The sequence below is a fragment of the Arthrobacter sp. Y3221048 genome (assembly GCF_059092685.1).
In genome coordinates, this window is sequence record NZ_JBNHHX010000004.1 from 12,009 (window position 1) to 36,304 (window position 24,296).

Annotated in this window: 16 protein-coding genes and 1 pseudogene; 2 read left to right on the top strand and 15 right to left on the bottom strand. The window is 67.4% G+C overall.

The window, feature by feature from the left end; genetic code table 11:
* Nucleotides 1-24 precede the first annotated feature (24 nt).
* The 4 genes and pseudogenes from obgE to AC5RVS_RS12665 form a co-directional block, all read right to left on the bottom strand.
* Nucleotides 25-1,539 (bottom strand): annotated as a pseudogene (gene obgE, locus AC5RVS_RS12650) (GTPase ObgE); the annotation flags it as partial.
* Between the two features lie 125 nt (nt 1,540-1,664).
* The gene (rpmA, locus tag AC5RVS_RS12655; protein WP_493967755.1) at nt 1,665-1,925 is read right to left on the bottom strand and encodes a 50S ribosomal protein L27; all 261 of its coding nucleotides are present in this window, start codon (nt 1,923-1,925) and stop codon (nt 1,665-1,667) included.
* A 55-nt stretch (nt 1,926-1,980) separates the two neighbouring features.
* Nucleotides 1,981-2,289, bottom strand: coding sequence for a 50S ribosomal protein L21 (gene rplU / locus AC5RVS_RS12660; RefSeq protein WP_493977453.1), 309 nt, complete (start codon nt 2,287-2,289; stop codon nt 1,981-1,983).
* A gap of 505 nt (nt 2,290-2,794) precedes the next feature.
* The gene (locus AC5RVS_RS12665) at nt 2,795-6,607 is read right to left on the bottom strand and encodes an Rne/Rng family ribonuclease (protein WP_494108405.1); all 3,813 of its coding nucleotides are present in this window, start codon (nt 6,605-6,607) and stop codon (nt 2,795-2,797) included.
* A gap of 394 nt (nt 6,608-7,001) precedes the next feature.
* On the opposite strand from AC5RVS_RS12665, the gene AC5RVS_RS12670 reads away from it, so the two are divergent.
* A complete protein-coding gene (locus tag AC5RVS_RS12670; RefSeq protein WP_494108406.1) occupies nt 7,002-7,676 on the top strand; it encodes a vitamin K epoxide reductase family protein in 675 nt (224 codons plus the stop codon).
* A gap of 107 nt (nt 7,677-7,783) precedes the next feature.
* On the opposite strand, the gene ndk is transcribed toward AC5RVS_RS12670, so the two are convergent.
* The 8 genes from ndk to AC5RVS_RS12710 all read right to left on the bottom strand — a co-directional run bounded on the left by ndk (nt 7,784) and on the right by AC5RVS_RS12710 (nt 17,749).
* A complete protein-coding gene (ndk, locus tag AC5RVS_RS12675) occupies nt 7,784-8,200 on the bottom strand; it encodes a nucleoside-diphosphate kinase (protein WP_493977451.1) in 417 nt (138 codons plus the stop codon).
* A 108-nt stretch (nt 8,201-8,308) separates the two neighbouring features.
* Nucleotides 8,309-8,788: a DUF4233 domain-containing protein gene (locus AC5RVS_RS12680; RefSeq protein WP_494108407.1), complete on the bottom strand. Its 480-nt coding sequence runs from the start codon at nt 8,786-8,788 to the stop codon at nt 8,309-8,311.
* A gap of 8 nt (nt 8,789-8,796) precedes the next feature.
* Nucleotides 8,797-10,149 (bottom strand): bifunctional folylpolyglutamate synthase/dihydrofolate synthase, encoded by a 1,353-nt coding sequence (locus tag AC5RVS_RS12685; RefSeq protein WP_494108408.1) that lies wholly within the window; start codon nt 10,147-10,149, stop codon nt 8,797-8,799.
* Between the two features lie 14 nt (nt 10,150-10,163).
* Entirely contained in the window at nt 10,164-13,445 is a 3,282-nt protein-coding gene (gene ileS / locus AC5RVS_RS12690) for an isoleucine--tRNA ligase (protein WP_494108409.1), read from the bottom strand.
* A gap of 487 nt (nt 13,446-13,932) precedes the next feature.
* Nucleotides 13,933-15,666 carry an HNH endonuclease gene (locus AC5RVS_RS12695; protein ID WP_494108410.1) on the bottom strand — a complete coding sequence of 578 codons (1,734 nt, stop codon included), beginning with the start codon at nt 15,664-15,666 and terminating at the stop codon, nt 13,933-13,935.
* A gap of 252 nt (nt 15,667-15,918) precedes the next feature.
* Entirely contained in the window at nt 15,919-16,662 is a 744-nt protein-coding gene (locus tag AC5RVS_RS12700) for an SDR family oxidoreductase (protein ID WP_493987042.1), read from the bottom strand.
* Nucleotides 16,663-16,827: 165 nt separating this feature from the next.
* The gene (locus tag AC5RVS_RS12705; RefSeq protein ID WP_493987041.1) at nt 16,828-17,154 is read right to left on the bottom strand and encodes a hypothetical protein; all 327 of its coding nucleotides are present in this window, start codon (nt 17,152-17,154) and stop codon (nt 16,828-16,830) included.
* A gap of 226 nt (nt 17,155-17,380) precedes the next feature.
* On the bottom strand, nt 17,381-17,749 hold the full coding sequence (locus tag AC5RVS_RS12710) for a DUF488 domain-containing protein (RefSeq protein WP_494108411.1): 369 nt from the start codon (nt 17,747-17,749) through the stop codon (nt 17,381-17,383).
* A gap of 93 nt (nt 17,750-17,842) precedes the next feature.
* On the opposite strand from AC5RVS_RS12710, the gene valS reads away from it, so the two are divergent.
* Nucleotides 17,843-20,467, top strand: coding sequence for a valine--tRNA ligase (valS, locus tag AC5RVS_RS12715; protein WP_494108412.1), 2,625 nt, complete (start codon nt 17,843-17,845; stop codon nt 20,465-20,467).
* A gap of 398 nt (nt 20,468-20,865) precedes the next feature.
* On the opposite strand, the gene AC5RVS_RS12720 is transcribed toward valS, so the two are convergent.
* From AC5RVS_RS12720 to clpX (AC5RVS_RS12730), 3 genes are all read right to left on the bottom strand, one after another.
* Entirely contained in the window at nt 20,866-21,486 is a 621-nt protein-coding gene (locus AC5RVS_RS12720; protein WP_494108413.1) for a mycothiol-dependent nitroreductase Rv2466c family protein, read from the bottom strand.
* Nucleotides 21,487-21,605: 119 nt separating this feature from the next.
* Entirely contained in the window at nt 21,606-22,898 is a 1,293-nt protein-coding gene (gene clpX, locus AC5RVS_RS12725; protein WP_494108414.1) for an ATP-dependent Clp protease ATP-binding subunit ClpX, read from the bottom strand.
* A 60-nt stretch (nt 22,899-22,958) separates the two neighbouring features.
* A complete protein-coding gene (gene clpX, locus AC5RVS_RS12730) occupies nt 22,959-24,251 on the bottom strand; it encodes an ATP-dependent Clp protease ATP-binding subunit ClpX (protein ID WP_493977441.1) in 1,293 nt (430 codons plus the stop codon).
* Nucleotides 24,252-24,296 lie beyond the last annotated feature (45 nt).

Consider the following 24,296-nt stretch of genomic DNA (forward strand, 5'->3'; position numbering starts at 1 on the left):
GTCGTCGTCACTGTCTTCCCCTGCTGTCCAGATGCCGGACTTGCGCTCGGCCTCGAGTTCGGCGCGGGTGGCAGCCCTGGCTTCCTTCCGCTCCTGGTACTGCTCGCGCTTCTCTTCGCGGGTGGGCCGGATGTACTCCATCAGGCGCAGGTCGGTGCCGCGCGGGGAGGACAGCAGTTCGGCGCCGGCCGCCATGGTGGGCTCCCAGTCGAAGACCACGGCGTCGTCTTCGCCGATCACCACCGTGTCGCCCGGGCGGGCGCCGGACTTGAACAGCTGGTCCTCGACGCCCAGCTTGGCCAGCCGGTCGGAGAGGTAGCCCACCGCCTCGTCGTTGTTGAAGTCGGTCTGCTTGACCCAGCGCTCCGGCTTGTCCCCGAGCACCCGGAACAGCGGTTCCAGGTTCTTTTCCTCGCGCCGGATGGTGAAGCCGCGCTCGTTCACGGAGCGCGGGCGCAGGACGGCGGGGGCCACCTTCGGCGGGGCGGCCTTCGCTTCGGCGCGGGCGGCGGCGACGATCCCGGCCATGGCAAAGCCGAGCTGGCGCAGCCCCTCGTGGCTGGCGGCTGAGACCTCGAACACCGTGTAGCCGCGCTTTTCCAACTCGGGGCGCACGAATTCGGCCATATCGCGGCCGTCGGGCACGTCCACCTTGTTCAGCGCCACCAGCTTGGGGCGCTGGTTCAGCGGGACCACGTCGCCGTCGGCGCCGGCGTAGCTCATGTCCACCGTGTACTGTTCCAACTCCCGCTCGATGATCTCGAGGTCGGAGAGGGGGTCACGGTCGGCCTCCAGTGCCGCGCAGTCCAACACATGGACCAGTGCGGCGCAGCGCTCCACGTGGCGCAGGAAGTTGTGGCCCAGGCCCTTGCCTTCGCTGGCTCCCTCGATCAGGCCCGGCACGTCGGCAATGGTGAAACGGATGTCGCCGGCCTGGACCACGCCCAGGTTCGGCACCAGCGTAGTGAACGGGTACTCGGCGATCTTCGGCCGGGCGGCGGACATGGCCGCAATCAGGCTCGATTTGCCCGCGGACGGGAAGCCGACCAGCGCCACATCGGCGATGGACTTCAGTTCCAGGACGATGTCCCGTTCGTCGCCCGGGATGCCGAGCAGGGCGAATCCGGGTGCCTTGCGCTTGGCCGACGCCAGCGCGGCGTTGCCCAGCCCGCCCTGGCCGCCGGCCGCGGCCACGAACTCGGCGCCCTCGCCCACGAGGTCGGCGAGAACATCACCGTTCTTGGTCTTGACCACCGTGCCGTCGGGGACGGGCAGCACCAGCGTGGCGCCGTTCTTGCCGCCGCGCCAGTCCCCCATTCCCGGGCCGCCGTTGGTGGCGTGCCGGTGCGGGGCGTGGTGGTAGTCCAGCAGCGTGGTGGTCTGGGGGTCCACGCGGAGGATCACGTCGCCGCCGTTGCCGCCGTTGCCGCCGTCGGGCCCGCCCAGCGGCTTGAACTTTTCGCGCTTGACGGAGACGCAACCGTGGCCACCGGATCCGCCGGATACATGCAGGACTACCCGGTCAACGAATGTTGCCACGTGATCGATCTCCTCTGTGCCGGTGGGCGCGAACCGAAACGGCCCACCAGTGATTCTAGTCTGGTTAAAACACCAGTGAGGCGGACCGACGGCCCGCCTCACTGGAAAGCTGTTAGCTGCTTGGATTACTCCCCAGCGGCAGCCACGATGTTGACGACGCGGCGTCCGCGGCGGGTGCCGAACTCAACGGCACCGGCCTCGAGGGCGAACAGCGTGTCGTCGCCGCCACGGCCGACGTTGGCGCCGGGGTGGAAGTGGGTGCCGCGCTGGCGGACGATGATCTCGCCGGCGGAAACTACCTGGCCACCGAAGCGCTTCACGCCAAGGCGCTGTGCGTTGGAATCGCGACCATTGCGAGTGGAGCTCGCACCCTTCTTATGTGCCATCTGATTTGCCTACCTTTGTTTCTGAAGGAACGTTTACTAAAAGTCAGCGAACCGCTTACGCGATGTCGGTGACCTTGACCTTGGTCAGTGCAGAACGGTAGCCCTGGCGCTTCTTGTAGCCGGTCTTGTTCTTGTACTTCTGGATAACGATCTTGGGGCCGCGGAGATTTTCGACAATCTCGGCGGTGACCTTGACGTTGGCCAAAGCATCGGCAGCAGAGGTGACCTTGTCGCCGTCGACCAGGAGCAGAGCAGGCAGCTCGATGGTGCTACCGGCCTCGCCGGGGACGCGGTCAAGGGTCACGAGGTCTCCAACGGAAACCTTTTCTTGGCGGCCGCCGGCGCGGACAATCGCGTACACCACTTGGGAACTCACTTCTCTAGACGTTTATTACAGTTTTTGCTCGAATACGCAGGCACGACGTGACGGCCTGGAAAGCACTGTGCATCCGCGCCTGCGGGTGGAAACCCTTCGAAGGCGTACGCACCGAAGATCTAGATTACGCTATTGCGGCTATCAGCCGCAAACCAGGGGGCTCCGGGGGTGCCGGGACGGGCTCTGGCGTCATCTTCTCCTGGCGCGGGCGGACTGCAATCCGCTCGGGCGCACCACACAATACTACCGGCCGCGCAGCCCGGGAACGCGCATTTCGCCGTCGCGACACGGCGTCCGCCGATTCCGCGGCGGAAACAAACCTAAGATCGGTGTCCTGCCGGCCTGCCCGCGGCAGCCGGGTGCAAGCAAGCCGGAGGCGGGAACAGGCAGCCCCTCGGAGCCCGGCACAGCCCGAGCCGAGCACGAGGCAGGCCGGGCACAGGCAGGCCGCGGAACCGATGCGGTCCGCGGCCTGCCCGGCATGCGACGGCGCCTACAGCTCCGAGGCCGGTACTCCTACACCCAGCACCACCGGAGCCGCAGCTTCGTTCTTGTCCCCTGCCGCTTCGGCCAGCGCGGACGCGGCCGGAGCGGTGGCGGCGTGGCGGTGGCCGCCGTCGCTCTCCGAAGAAACGGCGGCATCCACCGTCTGGACGGGAGCATCGGCAGCACCCTGCGGGCTGCTGGCTGCACGACGGCGGCGCGGCTTGCGGACGGCGGCCGCCGGCGGGGCCTGCGGTGCGGCAGCCTTCACCGGCCGGGCATCGCCTTGCGGGGCCTGTGGTTCGGCGGCCTTCGCGGGCCGTGCATCGCTTTGCGGGGCCTGGGGTTCGGCAGCCCCGGACGTCCCCACCGCGGCTGGCTCCGGTGTCTCCGCCGGAGCGACCTTGGGGTCCGGCTTCTCCACCGGGGCAACCTTGTTGAAAGCCTCGGTGAGGCTCTCCAAGGTCAGCGACGGCTCTTCCGGCGCGGCCACCGGGGTGTGCACGGCGCGCGGGATGGCCACCGTTTCTCCGTTGATCTCCAGCACGGCGGCTTCGGGTTCCTTGCCGGCCGATGCCGCGGGGACGGCGGTTGCGACGCCGGGGTCGTCCGCGCGGCGCGACCTGCGCTTGCGTCCGGAGCCTGCAGGCTGGCCCGACGCTCCGGCGGACGTACCGGCCGCCGCCGCTTCAGGCTTGCCGGCAACGGCTGCCGCGGCGGGTTCTTCGCCGTCGTGCCGTTTGGCCTTGGCCGTCTCCGGGTGCTCTTCCGCCTCGTGGGCGGCGTGGGCTGCGGCGGCGATGTTGGCCAGTGCGGCGCGGGCGGCCTCGGCCTTGGCCCGGCGCTCGGCGTCGTCTTCCTGGACCACGGCGGCCGGGGCCTCGGCGGCAGACTCCTGCCCGCCCTGGCCGCGGCTGCGGCGCTTCTCGCTGCGCGACTGCCGTTCGGAGCGCTTTTCGATGCGGACCTGGTGGTGCTCGGTGGCCGCGGCGGGGCGGCGGTGTTCGACCGGCTCGTCGTGGGTAATCACGCCGCGGCCGGCACAATGCTCGCACTGCTCGCCGAAGACTTCCAGCAGCCCGGTGCCCATGCGCTTGCGGGTCATCTGGACCAGGCCCAGCGAGGTCACCTCTGCCACCTGGTGCTTGGTGCGGTCGCGCCCCAGGCATTCCACCAGCCGGCGCAGCACCAGGTCGCGGTTGGACTCCAGCACCATGTCGATGAAGTCGATGACGATGATGCCGCCGATGTCGCGCAGCCGGAGCTGGCGGACGACTTCTTCGGCCGCTTCCAGGTTGTTCTTGGTGACGGTTTCTTCCAGGTTGCCGCCGGAGCCGGTGAACTTGCCGGTGTTGACGTCCACCACCGTCATGGCCTCGGTGCGGTCGATCACGAGGGAACCGCCGGAGGGCAGGAAGACCTTGCGGTCCAACGCCTTGTGGATCTGCTCGTCGATCCGCTGGGCGGCGAAAATGTCCGTCTCCGACGTCCACTTCTCCAACCGGTCCACCAGGTCCGGGGCCACATAGGTCACGTAGGCCTCGATCGTGTCCCAGGCTTCTTCGCCGGAAACCACCAGCTTGGAGAAGTCCTCGTTGAACACGTCGCGGACCACCTTGATGGTCAGGTCCGGCTCGGCGTAGAGCATCTCCGGTGCCAGCGTCTTGGTGGAACCGGCACGCGATTCGATGCCTTCCCACTGCGCGCGCAGCCGGTTGATGTCGTTCATCAGCTCTTCTTCGCTGGCGCCCTCGGCCGCGGTGCGGACGATCACGCCGGCGCCGTCGGGAACATGTTCCTTCAGGATCTTCTTCAACCGGTTGCGTTCAACGTCGGGCAGTTTCCGGGAAATGCCGGTCATGGAACCGCCGGGTACGTAGACCAGGAAGCGGCCCGGCAGCGAAATCTGGCTGGTCAGGCGGGCACCCTTGTGGCCCACCGGGTCCTTGGTGACCTGCACCAGGACCGAGTCGCCGGACTTCAGCGCGAGCTCGATCCGGCGCGGCTGCCCGTCCATGTGGGCGGCGTCCCAGTTGACCTCGCCGGCGTAGAGCACGGCGTTGCGGCCGCGGCCGATGTCGATGAAGGCCGCTTCCATGCTGGGCAGCACGTTCTGCACCTTGCCCACGTAGACGTTGCCGATCAACGAGTCCTGCTGGGTCTTGGACACGAAGTGCTCGGCCAGCACACCGTCTTCGAGCACGCCGATCTGGATCCTGTCGTCGCGCTGGCGGACCACCATCTGGCGGTCGACGGATTCGCGACGGGCCAGGAACTCTGCCTCGGTGATGACCTGGCGGCGGCGGCCCGTCTCGCGCGATTCGCGGCGGCGCTGCTTCTTGGCCTCCAAGCGGGTGGAACCCTTGACCGACGCCACCTTGTTGCTGGGGGCGGTCTCGGTGATGGGCCGCGGCGCCCGCACCCGGGTGACCGTGTTGGGCGGGTCGTCGTCGGCACCGCCGGTGAGTTCAAGATCGGCATCGCCGCGGCGGCGACGCCGGCGGCGGCGCGAGGTCACGCCGTCCTTCTCCCCCGCGGCACCCTCGTCGGCGGCCTCTGCGGTCTCGTCGCTTTCTTCCGTGCTGCCGGCCTCATCGCTGCCGGTTTCGGCCTCGGAGCGGTTGCGGGTGCGGCCGCGGCGGTTCCGCCGGCTGCGGCGGCGCCCGCCGTCCTCGTCGTCCTCGTCCGAGTCGTCGGCCGCGGCCGGTTCCGGCTTGGCGGCGACGGCGGACAAGTCCGGGGCGTGGAAGAGCAGGGACACCGGCGAGGACGGAATCGTGAACGGATCGGTCCCGGCGACCGCTTCTGCGGCGGATTCTTCGGCCGGGTCTCCCGTGGCGGCGGCCTGCTCCGGTTCGGCGGCCGGGGCCGTCTCCGCGGTGGCGGGGGTTTCCTCGGCAACAGGGGCAGCGGCGGCGGCCGTGGCGGAGCGACGACGGCGGGGCGCCTTCGCGGGCTGCTCCCCTGCCGTACTGCCGGCTGCCGTTTCCGTCCCGGCGGTGTTGCCGGCCATGGCTTCGGCTGCATCGCCTGCGTCGGCCGTCACCGGGGCCGGCGCCGTGGCCGGGGCTTCACCCTCGGCGATGGTGAGTTCGGCGGCTGCTGCCGCGGTGGCCTGGGCCTTGCTGCTGCGGCGGGTGCGGGTTCCGGTGGAGGCGGTGCGACGTCGGCCTGCCGGCTGTTCGGCGGGCTCCGCCGCTCCGTCGGCTTCCGGGCTGGCGTCGGCTTCGACCGGTTCGGCGGCAGGCTGTGCGCTGGCCCCGTCCTGGAGGGTTTCCGGTGCTGCGGCCTCGGCGGCCTTTTCGGTGGCGGTCTTGCGCGGCCGGCGGGTGCGGGTCTTGACGGGAGCCGTTTCGTCCGGCTGGTCGGCGGCGGGTGCACCAGCTGCCGCCGGGACACTGCCCGGCTCCGCCGCGGCGGCATCTTCTGGCGGCGCGGCCTGGGCGGCCGCGGCTTCCGCGGCCTTCTGGGCCGCGGTCTTGCGCGGCCGGCGGACGCGGGTTGTCACCGGAGCCGCCTCGGCCGGCTGGCCGCCTGCGGGGTCCTGCCCGGCGGAATCCTGGCCAGCGGGCTGCTCCCCCGCGGGCTGCTCGCCGGCGGCTATCGCGGCGTCGGGCGCCGCGGCGGTCGATGGGGAAGCGGCGGAGGCATCGCCGTCGTTGTTTGGGGCAGTGGCCGCCGCTGCAGGCACATCAACGTCCAGCTGGTCCTGCGACGGTGCGGACACGGTGGGCTTGCGGCGGGGCCGCGGCGGTTTCTTGGCTGGTACCTCCGGCACGTCGACCGGAGAGGAGGTAGCGGGAATTACCTGTTCATTGTCCATTTAAAGTTGTGCTCCAACCCTTGCGGCACCGGCCACATCCCGGTGCCCTCGGGGGCATGTAGCCGGGTATCCGGGTGCCTTGGGCTGCCCGACACCGAAAGTCGTCTTGGTATCACCCGAGCTCGCGCCATCACGTGGGGCGCGGCACACCCGGGGACCAGCGGCGCTTTTCCGTCTGCCGTAACCTTCTCTTCACCGGCAGGGCCGTCCGGCGGATTCCCAGCGCCCATCCGGATTGATGGGCTGCTTGTTCGGGAAGCATCGCCGACGGACCTGGAAGCCTGTCGCTGGACCAACAGCAGCATGTGGGGCTGCTATTAGCCACGATCATTCTCTCACACCGGGTGCGATTTGGTGAGTAATGGCCGTTCGCTCCGGCGTAGAATCGAGCCACATGTCCCCTAGCCCGAGGATAACGGTGCAGACCCACGCGCAGACCTCCACCTCCCCGGCCGCGACCGCGTCCGGCCAACTGCCGGACAGCGAGGTCCCCGGCGTCGCCCGGGAGAAACCCTTCGCCTGGCTGCTGCTGGCCACCGGCGTTTTCGGCTGGATCATGTCCGGCATCCTGGTCCTGGAACGGCTGGCCACCTACGAGAATCCGGGCCACGTGACCAGCTGCGACATCAACCCGTGGGTTTCCTGCGGCAAGGTGTTCCTGCACTGGCAGGCCGGGCTCTTTGGCTTTCCCAACCCGCTGATCGGGATCGTCGCCTTCGCCGTTCCCATCACGGCGGCGGTGGCGATCCTTGCGGGGGCGCGGTTCCGCCGGTGGTACTGGATCGGCCTGCAGATCGGCGTCACGCTGGGCTTCATCTTCGTCGTCTGGCTGTGGAGCCAGGCGCTCTACGACATCCACATCCTGTGCCTGTACTGCATGGGCGTGTGGGCCGCGATGATCCCGCTGACGGTGCACACCACGGCGCGGAACCTGGCGCACGGCGTGATCAAGGCGCCGCCGGCGGTGGTCCGCTTCGCCGGCAGCTGGGCCTGGACTCTGACGGCCCTGCTGTGGATCGTGACCGCCGGGACCATCTTTCTGGCCTTCATCGACGCCTTCCTGGGCTGACCCGGCTGGCTTCCTGGGCTGACCCGGGATCGCCTTCCCGGGTCAGCCCGGATATACCAGAGGCCGCGTCCCCGTCCGGGGCCGCGGCCTCTGCCGGCTTTTAGCGTCTAGGAGAACCAGATGCCGATCTCGCGCGCGGCGGACTCGGGCGAGTCGGAACCGTGCACGAGGTTTTGCTGCACCTTCACGCCCCAGTCGCGGCCGAAGTCGCCGCGGATCGTCCCGGGGGCGGCGGTGGTGGGGTCGGTGGTGCCGGCCAGCGACCGGAAGCCCTCGATCACCCGGTGCCCCTCGAACACGGCGGCGGCGACCGGGCCGGAGAGCATGAACTCGACCAGCGGCTCGTAGAACGGCTTGCCGACGTGCTCTTCGTAGTGCTGTTCCAGCAGTTCGCGGGTGGCGTTGACCAGCTTCAGTTCGACCAGCGTGTAGCCCTTGGCCTCGATGCGGGCCAGGATGCTGCCGGTGAGACCGCGGGATACGCCGTCGGGCTTGACCAGTACCAGTGTGCGTTCAACGCTCACAATTTCTCCTCATTCGCTTCACGATTAGCTCCGAAAACCCCGTTCAATCCTACGGGACGCGCGCGCGGCGCAGGTCAGCGCCCGGCGTCGTCCGCGGTGCCCGCGTCGTCAGTGCCCGGCGTCGTCAGCGGTGCCGGCGTCGTCCGCGCTGCCGGCCTCCGAACCACGCCGGCGTTCCCATTCCGCCTGTTCGGCGTCGCGCTGCGCGTTCTCGCGGTCCAGCCTGCCGCCCGTGCGCACGGCGTACCACCAGGACAGGGCGAAGAGCACGCCGACGACGAACATCACGGGTTCGACGATGCCGGTGGCGATCAGGACCACCTGCATCGCCCAGCCGATGGCGTAGCCGGCCGGGCGGCGCAGCAGGGCACAGCAGAGCAACAGCAGGACGCTCAGGCCGATCCCCAGTCCGAGGATCAGCGCCGCAGGCACGTCGTCCCGGTAAAGCCCGAACACCACCAGCGTGGCGAAGAAGGCGACAAAGGCTTCCAGCAACAGCACGGTGGATGCGAACATCGTCTTGATTGAGCGCCGTTTCTTCGGCATGTCGGGACGCCACTCGCGCTGGGCTTTGGTCAGTTTGGCCATGGATCTTGTTACTTTCCTAGCAGGATGCGGGCGTCGGCGACCAGGGTGATGGACCCGGTGATCAGCACGCCGCCGGCGAGGTCGTTGTCGGCTTCGGCCCGGCCGACGGCCCATTCGACGGCATCGTCCAGCCGGGGCGCGATGTGCACTGCGTTCTCGTGGAACCCTGCGGCAATGGCATCCTCGGCCAGCTGCTCGGCGGGAATGGCCCGCGGGGAGTTGGACTCGGTGACGCAGATTTCGTCGGTCAGGTCGCTGAGCTGCTCGCGCAACTGTTCCAGCAGGCCGACGGCGTCCTTCTCCTGCAGCACGCCCACCACCGGGATGAGCTTGCTGAAATGGAACGCCTCCAGGATGGCCTGCGCGCTGGCCTTCATCCCGTCGGGATTGTGGGCGGCATCCACGATGATGGTCGGCGCGGTGCGGACCACTTCCAGCCGGCCGGGCGAGGTCACCTCAAGGAACGCCTCGCGCAGGACTTCCACGTTGAGTTCCTTTTCGCCGCCGCCGAGGAACGCTTCCAGCGCGGCCACGGCGACCGCGGCGTTCTGGGCCTGGTGCGCGCCGTGCAAGGGCAGCATCAGGTCCTGGTAGCGGCCTGCCAACCCGTTGATCGTCAGCTGCTGGCCGCCGACGGCTACCTTGCGGGACTCGACGCCGAACTCGACGCCTTCGAAGCGGAAGGGCACCTGAAGGTCCCGCGCCTGCTCCAGCAGCACCTGGGCGGCGTCCAGTGGCTGGGCCGCGCTGACCAGGTATCCGCCGCGCTTGATGATGCCGGCCTTTTCCCGGGCAATATCCTCGGTGGTTTCGCCGAGCAGGTCGGTGTGGTCCAGCGAGATCGGGGTGATCACCGAGACCTGGCCGTCCACCACGTTCGTGGCGTCGGTGATGCCGCCCAGGCCGACCTCGATCACTGCCACCTCCACCGGCTCGTCGGCGAAGATGGCGATGGCCAGGATGGTCACGCACTCGAAGTAGGTCAGCCGCGGCGCGCCCTCTGCGTTCAGTTCCTGGTCGACGATTTCCAGGTACGGCCGGATTTCGTCCCAGACCCGCACGAACGTCTCGTCCGCGACGGGCTCGCCGTCGATGCTGATCCGTTCGGTCACCTTGGACAGGTGCGGGCTGGTGTAGCGTCCGGTCCGCAGTCCGTGCGCCCGCAGCCCGGCCTCGATGATCCGGGCCGTGGATGTCTTGCCGTTCGTGCCGGTCAGGTGGATGCTGGCGAAGGCCTTGTTGGGTTCGCCCAGGATGTCCATCGCCCGGAACAGCGGTTCCATGCGTGGTTCCATCTTGTTTTCCGGGGCGCGGCCCAGCAGTTCCGCGTAGACGCTCTCGACGCCGAATTCATCACTCATGGTTTGGTGCCCCTTCAGGATCCGGCTTTTTCCACGGACACGGCGTCGCCGTCCCCGGCCACCAGGACGAGGTCCACGGTGAGGGTTTCCTGCGAGACCAGCCCCTGGTGCAGGGTCAGCGCGTCCAGCACGGACTGGTCCGCCGTCACCGTGGTGCGGATGCGGTCGCTGACCACCAGGCCGGCGTCCTTGCGTGCCTGCTGGATGGCGCGGACGTAGTCGCGGGCCACGCCCTCGGCCTCCAGTTCGGCGGTCACGGCGGTATCCAGCACCAGGAACCCGCCGCCGGGGAGCATGGTGACGGCGGCACCGGCCGCTGCGTCCCCGGCCACGACGGTTTCCAGTGAGTACTCCGACGGTTCCAGCAGCAGTCCCCCGGCGGTGACGGCACCGGCGTCGTCCACCGACCAGTCACCGGACTTGGCGGCCTTGATGGCCTGCTGCACGTTCTTGCCCAGCCGTGGGCCGGCCGCGCGGGCGTTGACCACCAGCCTCTGCGAGATGCCGAATTCTTCCGGGGCGGCGTTGGCGGCGTCGATCAGCCGGACGGACTTGATGTTCAGCTCGTCCTGAATCATGACGGCGTACTGGCCGGAGAGCCGTTCGGCGCCCGGAACCACCACGGTCAGCGAGGCCAGCGGCAGCCGGACGCGCAGGTTCGCGGCCTTGCGCAGGCTCGAGCCGGACGAGCAGATCTGCCGGGTGGTGTCCATCAGCTCCACCAGTTCGGCCAGCTGCGGGAACGCGCCGGCGTCGGGCAGGTCGGTCAGGTGGACCGAACGCCCGCCGGTCAGCCCGCGCCAGATCTCCTCGGTGACCAGCGGCAGCAGCGGAGCGGCCACGCGGCAGACCGCTTCCAGTGCCGTGTAGAGCACGTCGAACGCGTCGCGGTCCTCGTCGAAGAACCGCTGGCGGGAACGGCGGACGTACCAGTTGGTCAGCGTGTCCAGGTACTCGCGCAGCGCGTCGCAGGCGCCGGAGACGTCGTAGGCATCGAGGGCCGCCGTCATGTCGCGGACCAGGTCCCCGGTGTTGGCCAGGATGAATTGGTCCAGGGACTCCATGCCCTTGATCCGGTCGGCGTCGCCGAGCACGGAGACGGCCTCATGGCCCGCCCCGTTGTTCGCGGAGTTGGTGTAGAGCTTGAAGAAGTGCCAGACGTTCCACAGCGGCAGCATCACCTGGCGGACGCCGTCGCGGATGCCCTGCTCGGTGACGATCAGGTTGCCGCCGCGCAGGATCGGGGAGGCCATCAGGAACCAGCGCATGGCGTCGGAGCCGTCGCGGTCCAGAACCTCGGACACGTCCGGGTAGTTGCGCAGGCTCTTGGACATCTTCTGCCCGTCGGAGCCGAGCACGATGCCGTGGCTGATCACGTTGCGGAACGCCGGTCGGTCGAACAGCGCGGTGGCGAGCACGTGCATGGTGTAGAACCAGCCACGGGTCTGGCCGATGTATTCCACGATGAAGTCAGCCGGGTTGTGGCTGTCGAACCAGTCCTTGTTCTCCATCGGGTAGTGCACCTGGGCGTAGGGCATCGAACCGGAGTCGAACCAGACATCCAGCACGTCCTCCACGCGGCGCATCATGGATTGGCCGGTCGGGTCGTCCGGGTTGGGCCGGACCAGCTCATCGATGTACGGGCGGTGCAGGTCGACCTCGCCGTCGTGGTTGCGCGGCAGGGTGCCGAACGCTTCCTCCAGCTCGGCCAGCGAACCGTACACCTCGCGGCGCGGGTACTCCGGGGTGTCCGATTCCCACACCGGGATGGGCGAACCCCAGAAGCGGTTGCGGCTGATGGACCAGTCGCGGGCGTTCTCCAGCCACTTGCCGAACTGGCCGTCCTTCACGTTTTCCGGGATCCAGTTGATCTGCTGGTTGAGCTCGACCATCCGGTCCTTGAACTTGGTCACCTCCACGTACCAGGAGGAGATGGCGCGGTAGATCAGCGGCGTGCGGCAGCGCCAGCAATGCGGGTAGCTGTGCTCGTAGCTGGCCTGGCGGACCAGCCGGCCTTCGGCCTTCAGCACGCGGGTGATCGGCTTGTTCGCCTCGAACACCTGCACACCGGCGATCTCGGCCAGCGGGCCCTCGGCGAAGTAGGGCAGGAACTTCGCGCCCTCGTCCACGGAGACGATCACGGGGATGCCGTTGTCTTCGCAGACCTTCTGGTCGTCTTCGCCGAACGCCGGCGCCTGGTGGACCAGGCCCGTGCCGTCGGTGGTGGTCACGTAGTCGGCCACGACGATCTGCCAGGCGTTCCCGGTGCCCCACTTCCCGGCGTCGGCGTAGTAGTCCCAGAGCGGCTCGTAGCGCAGCCCGGCCAGCTGGGCACCCACGTACCGGGCCGTCACCGCCTCGGTGGCGGCAGCGGCGTCGTCGTAGCCCAGGTCCTTGGCGTAGGAGCCGAGCAGGTCCTCCGCCACCAGGAACTTCTCCCCCGCGGCCTGCGTCCCGTTGGGGCCGGCCGGCAGCACCGCGTAGTCGATCTCCGGTCCGACGGCGAGGGCTGCGTTGGTGGGCAGCGTCCACGGCGTGGTGGTCCAGGCGAGGGCGTTGACGCCGGCGAGCTCCGCCGCCAGCGCGTTGTCCGACCCGTCGGCGCGGATCGGGAAGGTGACCGTGACCGTCTGGTCCTGGCGCATCTTATAGACGTCGTCGTCCATCCGCAGCTCGTGGTTGGACAGCGGCGTCTCGTCCCGCCAGCAGTAAGGCAGCACGCGGAAGCCCTGGTAGGTCAGGCCCTTCTCGTGCAGCTGCTTGAAGGCCCAGAGGACCGACTCCATGTACTCGACATTGAGCGTCTTGTAGTCGTTTTCGAAATCCACCCAACGTGCCTGGCGGGTGACGTACTCCTGCCATTCGTCGGCGTACTTCATCACGGAGGTGCGGCAGGCGTCATTGAACTTGTCGATGCCCATGGACAGGATCTGCTGCTTGTCCGTCATGCCCAGCTGCTTCATGGCTTCCAGCTCGGCCGGCAGCCCGTGCGTGTCCCAGCCGAAGCGGCGCTCCACCTTGTGGCCGCGCTGCGTCTGGTAACGGGCCACCAGGTCCTTCACGTATCCGGTGAGCAGGTGGCCGTAGTGCGGCAGGCCGTTGGCAAAGGGCGGGCCGTCGTAGAAGACGAACTCGTTGCTGCCGTCGCTGCCGGCATCGCGGGCATCGACGGAGGCCTGGAAGGTACCGTCCTGCTGCCAGTATTTGAGCACCAGCTCCTCGATTTCGGGGAACTTAGGCGAGCTCTCGGCAGCGGCAGCGCCGGCGGTGGAAGCCTTGGGATAGATCTGTGGCATGTTCGTCATCCTGAAAAGACAGCTCGGCAAGTGTGGGTACTTCTGCGAGGACGTGTCCTGCTCCGGTGCCTCCGGTGCGGCTGAAAAAGCCTCACCGTGCTGCCGGGGCGGAACCCGCGGTACCACCTCACTTGCTGGCCTGATGCGCCGGAACCGACGCAAAGGGACAGCCACTCATTCGCTGCTGTGACGGGCATACCCGTCCGGTTCTACTGAGCCCAGGATGTTGGCCTGCGCTGTTCTTCCGGAAGCTCACCGGTGATGGCCGGGTCAGTGCTGATGACTCAAGTTTACGGCCACGGCGGCGCGGCTGTCGAAACGCGACGAAAAGCCTGCATCGTTCCCGGACCGTTTGTTCGTCCGGTGGTTGGCCAACCCGTCCTTGCACCAGATGCCGCTCACTCGGGAAGCGACGTCAGGCATCCAATCAGCGCCAACGTCTGGCCCGAACGTCTGGGGCCCAACGTCGCGTGCTGCTGTGCCGTCTTCAGAAGGGTGGCGGGCTGTCGTCCGGGGGTCCCTGTTCTTGTCGGTTCTCTTGCAGGTTCTCTTCCCCGGCTTCCTGCGCGTCAGCGGCGGCGGGTTTAAGTGCGTTCGCGGCGTCCGCGGCGGCGGCTTTATGTCCGTTCCCGGCGTCCGCGGCGGGGGCTTCATGTCCGTTCCCGGCATCCGCCGCGGCGGCTTCATTTTCGTTAGCAGCGGCGGTGGCTTCTTGCCCGTTCGCGGCGGCGGCTTCTTGCCCGTTCGCGGCCGCGTCGCGGCTTCTGATTGTTGTCGGGTCGGTGAGAGACCAACCTTCGTCGGGGGCGGTGCTGTGGGTGTGGCCGGAGCGGGTGGTGAAGTGCAGCGCCCCCTCACTGTCCTGGGTGACGGTAGTGCCGCCGTGGTGTTTGGTTTTGTGCCCGGGTCTGCATCTGGCACTGAGATTTTCGAGGACGGTTTTGCCGCCGTTTTCCCAGGCGATCGTATGGTCGATGTCGCAGTGGTCGGCGGGGACGGTGCAGCCGTAGTCGCGGCAGTGGCGGTCGCGCAGCCGGACGAGGCGTTTGAGCCATTCGGGCGGGTGGCGCAGGTCTTTGGCGGCGGCGGCGGCCTTGCCGTAGTCGTCGGTGAGCACGATCAGCCAGGACTTGGCCAGCGCGGCAAGGTCGCGGGTCATGCCCGGCGGGATGGGCCCGTAGCCGGTGAGGTCACCGGGTTCTTCGGAGATCCGGAGCAAGGTTGCAACGGGCGCCGTCACGGCGACGGACGCGGTGACGTTCCCCGCCCCGCAGATGCACGGCCCGCTCGTTGCGTGCCTGGTGGCTGGTTCGGCGGTTGCCTCCGCCAATGCCGTTGTTGCGGCAGCGGTGCCGCTTCCTTGTACTGTGGCGGCGGGCTGGTAGGCGTGGTCTGGGTAGCGCAGGAGCATGTCGGTGAAGACATCGGCGCGGAGCTGCCCGAGGGTGCGGGTCTCGTCGGCGGTCTGCAGTTTCCTGGCGTGGGCCTGCATCAGGTTGTAGGCCAGCATCGCTTTCTCCGCCGACGTGCGGATGTAGAGTTCGGCCATCCCGTCGTCCTGGGGCTGGTACTGGACGGTTCGGTGTTCCATCGCGGCCCGGTGCCGAGTATCGAGGGGCTCTGTGTGCAGCCGGTCGCGGGCGGTGCGGGCACGGGCCTGAACGGATTCCAGCGTGATGGTCCCGGCGCCGGGGACGACTTTGGCCTCATAGTCGGCCATGACGGCCGGCGTCAGGTCCATGCCTTTCCGGGCGATCGCCACGGCCCTGGACATATCAATCTCGCCGGCGTCCAGCGCAGCGAAGGTGGCGGGCAGGTACGTGCCGATCTGCTGCGCGTCGGCCAGTTCGGCAGCGGCCCGCTCGCGACGCACAGCCAGGATAGGTGCGAGTTCGGCGGCCGCGTGGCGTGAAATCCCGTTTGGGGCCCCGGCATCGGCGCCGGTGGCCGGGCGCAGCAGCGCCATGCGGTGCACGGCTCGCAACCGCCGCGACTGGGTCCACGCCTCATGCTTGCGGACCGCTTTGAGGTACTCCAGGGCTGACCAGTCATCCAAGGTTCCCGGATCCGTTCCGGCGAGCAGACCGGCCAGTTCCGCCGGACCCAGCTCCTGCCAATCCTCCGCCCACAACTCACGGGCGGGGACACCGCCGTCGGGCAGGGCAGGAACGCCGGATTGTTCCTCCGGCTCCTGTGCCTCGTCCAACGGTTCCGCTGCCATACTTCAACGCTACGCACCGCGCGTCAGGGGTAGAACGGATCTTCGACGTAAGTGCAAAACTGCCAGCCGCTGCACGCCTGTGGAGGGAGAGTCGCCGTGTTAGAGGACAAGCGGGCGCTTCGGGAGAATGAGTTTGCGCGTGTAGAGGTGGACACAAAGCCGCTCACCACGGCAAAAATCGGAGAATCCGGCGTTCCCGATCCAGACGCTCGAGATAGAGAGAAAAGGGGAATCGCCCGGTTTTCGCTCTTGCTACTTTCGGATCAATTTGTGGGCGGCGGCCTGTGCCACCGGACGCATGACGATCTGGTCAAGGTTTATGTGATGCGGCAGGTTGAGCGAGTAGGCCACGACGTCGGCGACGTCCTCGGCCAGCAGCGGTTTCTCCACACCGGCGTAGACGTTGTCGGCCGCCTGCCGGTCACCGCCGAGCCGGTTCAGCGAGAACTCCTCCGTCTGCACCAAGCCCGGGAGGATGTCGATCACGCGCACGTTGTGTTCCGCTTCTTCCAGGCGCAGGGTGCCGGCCATCGAGTGCTGGGCGAACTTGGCGGCTACGTAGCCTCCGCCGCCTTCGTAGGCCACGATCCCCGCGGTGGAGGTCAGCAGCACGACCGATCCTTCGCCGTTGTCGCGCAAGGCCGGAAGAAACGCCTGGATCATCCGCAGGGAGCCGAGGACATTGACCTCGTACATCTTCTGCCAATCGGCAAGCTTTCCCTCACCGATGGTGTCCGCTCCGAAGGCTCCCCCGGCGATGTTCACCAGCGCGTCGATCCCGCCACCCGCAAGCACGTCGGCCACCAACTGATCGACAGAGGCCTGGTCTGTCACATCGCTTGGCATCGCCACTGCGCCGGTTTCTTCGGCGAGCGCGGCAAGCCGGTCTGCACGCCGGGCCACAGCCACTACCTCCCAACCGCTTCCGCGCAGTGCCCGCACGGTGGCGGCGCCGATACCCGAACTTGCTCCCGTTACTACTACGCGTTTGGTCATGGATCCCAGCCTAATGGCGAACGAAAACGGGACCCACGGTACGACGCCTCGCCGATGCCACAGCCTGCCCTGGATCCGTCCGTCACTTGCAGGCCCAGTTGTGCCGAGTGGCGGGAAAGACCAACTCGCCGAGCGAGGGCGCAATTACCGAGTGATCAGCAGGGATTACCGGTTGATCAGGAGGGGTCTCACCGGGATCGCGCACGATACGCGCTCCAGTTCGACGCTGTCTTCTCCAGCAACTTTCGAAACGCGATTGTTCCGGCCGGTGTCATCACACCAGTCGACGTTGTAGGGCAGCGCCGTCACCGAGGCCTTGCCGGCCGCAGTCTCGGAGGGGAGCGTAAATGTATAGGTGAAGCCGCCGCCGTCGTTCATCGGGGCGGTTTCATGAACGACTTCTGCACCGGAAGCGTCTGTCACGATCACTTCAATCCGGGCGTCACTGCCGTAGCGCGGGTCACAGTCAGCGTCCGGCGCTGAGACAGTCACAGCCTGCCCTGAGATCGCCTCCGCAGGGCTCACCGAATACTCCGGCGGGAGACACGGCGGTGCATCGAGCCCGGGGATAACCCCGCAGCCCGCGATGGAACCGCCCAGAACCGCCGCGCCCACCCTGGCCAGGACGGCACCGCGCCATGTGTCACGGCTACCGGCTCGAGTCATCCCACCCCGCGGGCCGCCGACACCAAGCACCTCCCCCATCCGCCGCGGCATGTCAGCCGGATTCCCCGCCGAGTTCTTCCAGGATCAAGTCCCGCAGCACCGCGGCCTGGTTGTGCGTCTCATCCTTGGCGCCGTAGAGAAGGCAAAGCTTCGGATGCTCGCGGGCCAGTTCCTGCAAGCGCTTCAGTGCCTCGGAACCGTCCAACTCCTTCCGGTACGCCACCGTGAACGCTTCGAACTTCTCCGGCCGGTGACTGAACTCCTTGCGCAACTCGGCGGATGTCCCCGCTTCCTTCAGCCAGAGGTCCAGCTCCGCCTCGTCCTTCTTGATGCCGCGCGGCCAGATCCGGTCCACCAACACCCGGTAGCCGTCGCCGTCGTCGGCCGGTTCGTAGACCCGCTTGATGTGAACGTTCGCCATGGCCGCATGCTACGCGAGGCGGGCCTTGGCAGGTAGGCTCCACCGCCGTCTGCAGAATCTTCATTCCCTGCCCGGCATGAAAGAATGGCCAACATGGCAGAACATACCCCGGGCACAGACACGCCCGTTACCGTTAACGTTCCCGACAAGCCCGCCCTCGAAGGCCTTGAGGACGCCCTAACCCGGCGTTGGCGCGAGGAGGGGACCTACAAGTTCAATCCCGAGACCACGCGGGAGCAGGTCTACTCGATCGACACTCCCCCGCCCACGGCTTCGGGCTCGCTGCATGTGGGACACATGTTCTCCTACACCCAGACCGACGTGCTGGCCCGCTACCAGCGGATGCGCGGCAAGAACGTGTTCTACCCCATGGGCTGGGACGACAACGGCCTGCCCACCGAGCGACGGGTGCAGAACTACTACGGCGTCCGCTGCGACCCTTCGGTGGCGTACGACCCTGACTACCAGCCGCCGGCCACGCCCGCGAAGAACCAGCGCGATTTCGACGTCGTCTCGCGCCGGAACTTCATCGAACTCTGCGAGACCCTGGCTGTGGAGGACGAGAAGGTCTTCGAGAACCTCTTCAGCACCCTGGGCCTGTCCGTGGACTGGGAACTGACCTACCGGACCATCGACGACGTGTCCCGCTCCGTATCCCAACGCGCCTTCCTGGCCAACCTGAACTCCGGCGACGCCTACATGGCCGAAGCACCCACCCTCTGGGATGTCACGTTCCGCACCGCCGTGGCGCAGGCCGAGCTCGAGGACCGGGAGATGCCCGGCGCCTACTACCGCTACGCCTTCGAAACCGCCGACGGCGAGAAGATCCACATCGAAACCACCCGCCCCGAGCTGCTGCCCGCCTGCGTGGCATTGGTGGCCAACCCCGACGACGAGCGCTACCAGAAGCTGTTCGGCACCACCGTGAAGTCCCCGCTGTTCGGCGTGGAGGTGGAGGTAAAGGCCCACCCGCTGGCCAAGCCCGACAAGGGCGCCGGCATTGCCATGGTCTGCACCTTCGGCGACCTGACCGACGTGACGTGGTGGCGGGAGCTGCAGCTGCCCACCCGCTCCATCGTGGGCCGCGACGGCCGCATCCTAGCCGACACTCCGGAGTGGATCACCACCGAGGAAGGCAAGGCGAACTACGCCGAGCTGGCTGGCAAGACCGTCTTCTCCGCCAAGGAGAAGGTCGTGGAACTGCTGTCCGAGGCCGGCGAACTGGACGGCGTGCCCCAGAAGATGACCCACCCGGTCAACTTCTACGAAAAGGGCGACAAGCCGCTGGAGGTCGTCACCTCACGGCAGTGGTACATCCGCAACGGCGGCCGGGACGCGGACCGGCGGGCACGGCTGATCAGCCGGGGCCGGGAGATCGAGTTCCACCCGGCGTTCATGCGCTCGCGCTACGAGAACTGGATTGAAGGCCTCAACGGCGACTGGCTCATTTCCCGCCAGCGGTTCTTCGGCGTGCCGATCCCGGTCTGGTACCCGCTGGATGCCGCCGGCAACCCCGACTACGACAACCCGGTGGTGCCCTCCGACGAGATGCTGCCGGTGGACCCGGCCGCGGACCCCGCTCCGGGTTACGAGGAGTCGCAGCGTAACCAGCCCGGCGGCTTCATCGGCGACGCCGATGTGCTCGACACCTGGGCCACCTCGTCGCTGTCGCCGCAGATCGTGGGCAAATGGAGCCGGGACGAATCGTTCTTCAACAACGTCTTCCCGTTCGACCTGCGCCCGCAGGGCCACGACATCATCCGCACCTGGCTGTTCTCCACCGTGGTGCGCGCCGACGCGCTGAACAGTTGCGCGCCGTGGAAGCACGCGGCGCTCTCCGGCTGGATCCTGGACCCTGACCGCAAGAAGATGTCCAAGTCCAAGGGCAACGTGGTGGTCCCCACCGACGTCCTGGACCAGTTCGGCGCGGACGCGGTGCGCTACTGGGCGGCTTCCGCGAAGCTGGGTGCGGACACCGCCTACGAGGTCGCGCAGATGAAGATCGGCCGCCGCCTGGCCATCAAGCTGCTGAACGCCTCCAAGTTCGTGCTGAACCTGGGTGCCACCGAGGCTTCGGTGCTTGCCGACGGCGACGCCGTGGTCACCAATCCGTTGGACAAGTCGCTGCTGGGCCAGCTGGCCGAGGTGGTGGAGACCGCGACGGCCGCGTTCGAGAAGTACGACCATGCCCGCGCCCTGCAGGTCACCGAAAGCTTCTTCTGGTCCTTCACCGACGACTACGTCGAGCTGATCAAGGACCGCGCGTACGGTGCCGCAGGCGAGGCGGAGCAGGCATCGGTCCTGGCCACCCTGGCCACCACGCTGGATGCCCTGCTGCGCCTCTTCGCACCGTTCCTGCCCTTTGCCACCGAAGAGGTCTGGAGCTGGTGGCGCGCCGGTTCGGTGCACCGCGCCGAATGGCCGACGACGGCGGGGCTCGCCCCGATTGCCTCGGCCGCCGACACGGGGCTGCTCGGGACGGTCGGCCAGGCGCTGGGGGGTATCCGCAAGGCGAAGTCCGAGGCCAAGGTCAAGCAGCGCACCGAGGTTCTCACCGCGACCATCACCGGTTCGGCCGCCCAGGTGGCCCAGCTTGAGGCCGGGCTCGGTGACCTGAAGGCCGCCGGCAATGCCCGCGAGGTCCTGCTGAGCGAGGCGGAGGGTGAGCTGACGGTCGCGAAGGTCGAGCTGGCGGCCGCCGAGGCCCCGGCCGAGTAGAGCGCCCCAAGGCGTTCGGGTAGCTGGCTCCAGGCCGTTCGGTGTCCGGTTCGGGCCCGTTAACGAGGGGAAGCCCCATCAGCGTTTAGCCGTTGGTGGGGCTTCGACTCTTTGATCCAAAGGTGACGCTTTGGATCTCGCGAACTCCGCCGATCTTCAGGTCTTCCGAGCCTCGTCACAGGCTGGCAGTTTGTGGAGCTAGTCCACTACTTGTCACTGAATCTTTGGTGTTCGGTCCCGCATCTTTTGGGGGATGCGTATAGATGTTTATACTCCTGCGCAAGCCGACACGCCATAGTTTTGCGAAATTGTTTTCCGCAACGACGGCGTGCCGGCCGGCGGCGTCACGGGTCCCGCGGACGACCTCCGCATGAGGGGCCCGGCCGGGCCCCTACCGGTCAGTCGAACTCGGGGCTGGTCGTCCGGGAGCGCTTGATCTCGTAGAAGTACGGGAAGTCGGCCAGCGCCACGGCGCCGTCGAAGATCTTTCCGGCGGTTTCGCCGCGCGGGATGCGGGTCAGCACCGGGCCGAAGAAGGCCGTGCCGTTGAAGGCCACGACGGGGGTACCGACCTCGTCGCCCACCTTGGAGATGCCTTCTTCGTGGCTGGCGCGCAGCTGCTCGTCATATTCGTCGGAGGTGGCGAAGCGGGCCAGGTCGGCGGGCAGGCCGACTTCTTCCAGCGCCGCGGCCGCGACCGACTCATAGTCCTTGTTGCCCTCGTTGTGGATGCGGGTGCCCATGGCGTCGTAGAGCTTCCCCACGTAGGCGTTGCCGTGCAGTTCCCGGGCGGCGATGATCACGCGGACCGGGCCCCAGGCCTTCTTCAGGAACTCCTTGTAGTCCTCCGGCAGCTCGTCGCGGCCGTCGTTGAGCACGGCCAGGCTCATCACATGCCAGTCGACCTTGACGTCGCGGACCTTCTCCACCTCCAGCATCCAGCGGGAGGTGATCCAGGCGAACGGGCAGGCCGGATCGAACCAGAAATCGACGGTCGACGGTGCAGCACTTTCAGACATACGGCAAAAGCTCCTTCAGGAGGACTGGTTATACGTACTGTTGTGGGTAACTGCCCCGCCGGCGGTTTTGTTCCGCCTACGCGCCAGGTACCGTGCACCGGCGCCCGGATACGGGACGGTCAGGCGGAGTCGCGGCGGCGGATGGCCTCGACGTCGTGCGGGATGAGGGTGGGGTCCGCCCCGGCCAGGACCGTCTGCGCGGTAATCACGGCGGTGGCGATGTCATCGCGGCCGGGCAGGTCGAACATGATCGGCTGCAGCGTTTCCTCCATGATCGCCCGCAGGCCCCGCGCGCCGGTTCCGCGTTCCAGGGCCAGGTCGGCCACCGCTTCCAAGGCGTCCTGCTCGAAGGCCAGCTCCACGCCATCCAGCTGGAACATCTTCTGGTACTGGCGGATCAGCGCATTCTTCGGCTCGGTGAGGATCCGGATCAACGCGGGCTTGTCGAGTTCGGCCACGGTGGTGATCACCGGCAGGCGGCCGATGAACTCCGGGATCAGCCCGAACTTGAGCAGGTCTTCGGGCATGACCTCGCCGTAGTTGTCCTGCTGGGCGACGACATCCTTGAGCGGGGCGCCGAAGCCGATGCCCTTGCGTCCGGCCCGGGAGCCGATGATTTCTTCCAGCCCGGCGAACGCGCCGGCGACGATGAAGAGGATGTTGGTGGTGTCGATCTGGAGGAACTCCTGCTGCGGGTTCTTCCGTCCGCCCTGCGGCGGCACCGAAGCCACGGTTCCTTCCAGGATTTTCAGCAGGGCCTGCTGCACACCTTCACCCGAGACGTCGCGGGTGATCGAGGGGCCGTCGCTCTTGCGGGTCACCTTGTCGATCTCGTCGATGTAGATGATGCCCTGCTCGGCCTTTTTGATGTCGTTGCCGGCGGCCTGGATCAGCTTGAGCAGGATGTTCTCCACATCCTCGCCCACATAGCCGGCTTCGGTCAGCGACGTGGCGTCCGCCACCGCGAACGGCACATTCAGCTGGCGGGCCAGCGTCTGGGCCAGGTAGGTCTTGCCGCAACCGGTGGGGCCGATGAGCAGGACATTGGATTTGGCGATCTCCACGTCCTGGAGCGCGCCGGCGGCAGTCAGGCCGGCGTTGCCCGGGGCAGCGTGGCCGGAGCGGATGCGCTTGTAGTGGTTGTACACCGCCACCGCCAGGGCGCGCTTGGCCGGCTCCTGGCCGATCACGTACTCCTGCAGGAAGCCGAAGATCTCACGGGGTTTGGGCAGCTCCAGCAGTTCGGAGGCAGCACCGGCGCCGAATTCTTCCTCCAGCAGTTCGTTGCACAGCCCGACGCATTCGTCGCAAATGTACACGCCGCCGCCTGCGATGAGCTTCTTCACCTGCTTTTGGCTCTTGCCGCAAAACGAGCAGGTGAGCAGCTCTGAGCTTCCGGCGGTCCGGGCCATAGTGTGTGTCCCCTTGTCTGGTCCTCGATCGATCGTCCGGAAATCCGGAGCAGTGCAGTGTCAGGCCGACTTGTTCCGGCGCTTGGCGACCACGTCGTGGGAGATCAGCGCCGGTTCCGCCTTGTTCAGCACCACGTCCGCGGTGATCACGACGGAGGCGATGTCCTCGCGGCTGGGCAGGTCGAACATGACCGGCTGCAGGGTCTCTTCGATGATCGCGCGCAGCCCGCGGGCCCCGGTGCCCCGTTCCAGCGCGAGGTCCGCCACGGCCTCGAGCGCCTCCTGCTCGAAGCTCAGCTCCACGCCGTCCAGCTGGAACATCTTCTGGTACTGGCGCAGCAGGGCGTTCTTCGGTTCGGTCAGGATCTTGATCAGCGCCGGCCGGTCCAGGTTGGACACCGTGGTGATCACCGGCAGGCGGCCGATGAACTCCGGGATCAGGCCGAACTTCAGCAGGTCTTCGGGCATGACCTCGCCGTAGCTGTCCTTCTCCCCCGCCGCGTCCTTGAGCGGGGCGCCGAAGCCGATACCCTTGCGGCCGGCCCGGGAGCCAATGATCTCCTCCAGCCCGGCGAAGGCGCCGGCGACGATGAACAGCACGTTCGTGGTGTCGATCTGGATGAATTCCTGGTGCGGATGCTTCCGGCCGCCCTGCGGCGGCACGGACGCGACCGTGCCCTCGAGGATCTTCAGCAGGGCCTGCTGGACGCCTTCACCGGAGACGTCGCGGGTGATTGAGGGATTCTCGCTCTTGCGTGAGATCTTGTCGATCTCGTCGATGTAGATGATGCCCTGCTCGGCCTTTTTCACGTCGTAATCGGCGGCCTGGATGAGCTTGAGCAGGATGTTCTCCACGTCTTCGCCCACATAGCCGGCTTCGGTCAGCGCCGTGGCGTCCGCGACGGCGAACGGGACGTTCAGCCGGCGGGCCAGCGTCTGGGCCAGGTAGGTCTTGCCGCAGCCCGTGGGGCCGATCAGCAGGATGTTGGACTTGGAGACCTCCACGTCCTCCAGCGGGCTGGCATCGGAGAGGTTGGCCGTTCCCTTGGGCGCATGACCGGACTGGATCCGCTTGTAGTGGTTGTAGACCGCCACTGCCAGCGCGCGCTTGGCGGGCTCCTGGCCGATCACGTATTCCTGCAGGAAGTCGAAGATCTCCCGCGGCTTGGGCAGTTCGAAGCTGCCCAGGTCCGACACCTCGGCCAGCTCCTCCTCGATGATCTCGTTGCAGAGCTCGATGCATTCGTCGCAGATGTACACGCCGGGGCCGGCGATCAGCTTGCGGACCTGTTTCTGGCTCTTGCCGCAGAAAGAGCACTTGAGCAGGTCAGCGCTCTCACCTATGCGAGCCATATCCGTCCCCTTACTTGGTCTACGTCGGCAACTCGTCGCGGCAGC

Coding starts and splice junctions, on each gene's coding strand:
- rpmA (WP_493967755.1), bottom strand. CDS start 1,925: ATGGCACATAAGAAGGGTGCGAGCTCCACTCGCAATGGTCGCGATTCC.
- AC5RVS_RS12665 (WP_494108405.1), bottom strand. CDS start 6,607: ATGGACAATGAACAGGTAATTCCCGCTACCTCCTCTCCGGTCGACGTG.
- AC5RVS_RS12670 (WP_494108406.1), top strand. CDS start 7,002: ATGTCCCCTAGCCCGAGGATAACGGTGCAGACCCACGCGCAGACCTCC.
- AC5RVS_RS12680 (WP_494108407.1), bottom strand. CDS start 8,788: ATGGCCAAACTGACCAAAGCCCAGCGCGAGTGGCGTCCCGACATGCCG.
- AC5RVS_RS12685 (WP_494108408.1), bottom strand. CDS start 10,149: ATGAGTGATGAATTCGGCGTCGAGAGCGTCTACGCGGAACTGCTGGGC.
- ileS (WP_494108409.1), bottom strand. CDS start 13,445: ATGCCACAGATCTATCCCAAGGCTTCCACCGCCGGCGCTGCCGCTGCC.
- AC5RVS_RS12695 (WP_494108410.1), bottom strand. CDS start 15,666: ATGGCAGCGGAACCGTTGGACGAGGCACAGGAGCCGGAGGAACAATCC.
- AC5RVS_RS12700 (WP_493987042.1), bottom strand. CDS start 16,662: ATGACCAAACGCGTAGTAGTAACGGGAGCAAGTTCGGGTATCGGCGCC.
- AC5RVS_RS12710 (WP_494108411.1), bottom strand. CDS start 17,749: ATGGCGAACGTTCACATCAAGCGGGTCTACGAACCGGCCGACGACGGC.
- valS (WP_494108412.1), top strand. CDS start 17,843: ATGGCAGAACATACCCCGGGCACAGACACGCCCGTTACCGTTAACGTT.
- AC5RVS_RS12720 (WP_494108413.1), bottom strand. CDS start 21,486: ATGTCTGAAAGTGCTGCACCGTCGACCGTCGATTTCTGGTTCGATCCG.
- clpX (WP_494108414.1), bottom strand. CDS start 22,898: ATGGCCCGGACCGCCGGAAGCTCAGAGCTGCTCACCTGCTCGTTTTGC.
- clpX (WP_493977441.1), bottom strand. CDS start 24,251: ATGGCTCGCATAGGTGAGAGCGCTGACCTGCTCAAGTGCTCTTTCTGC.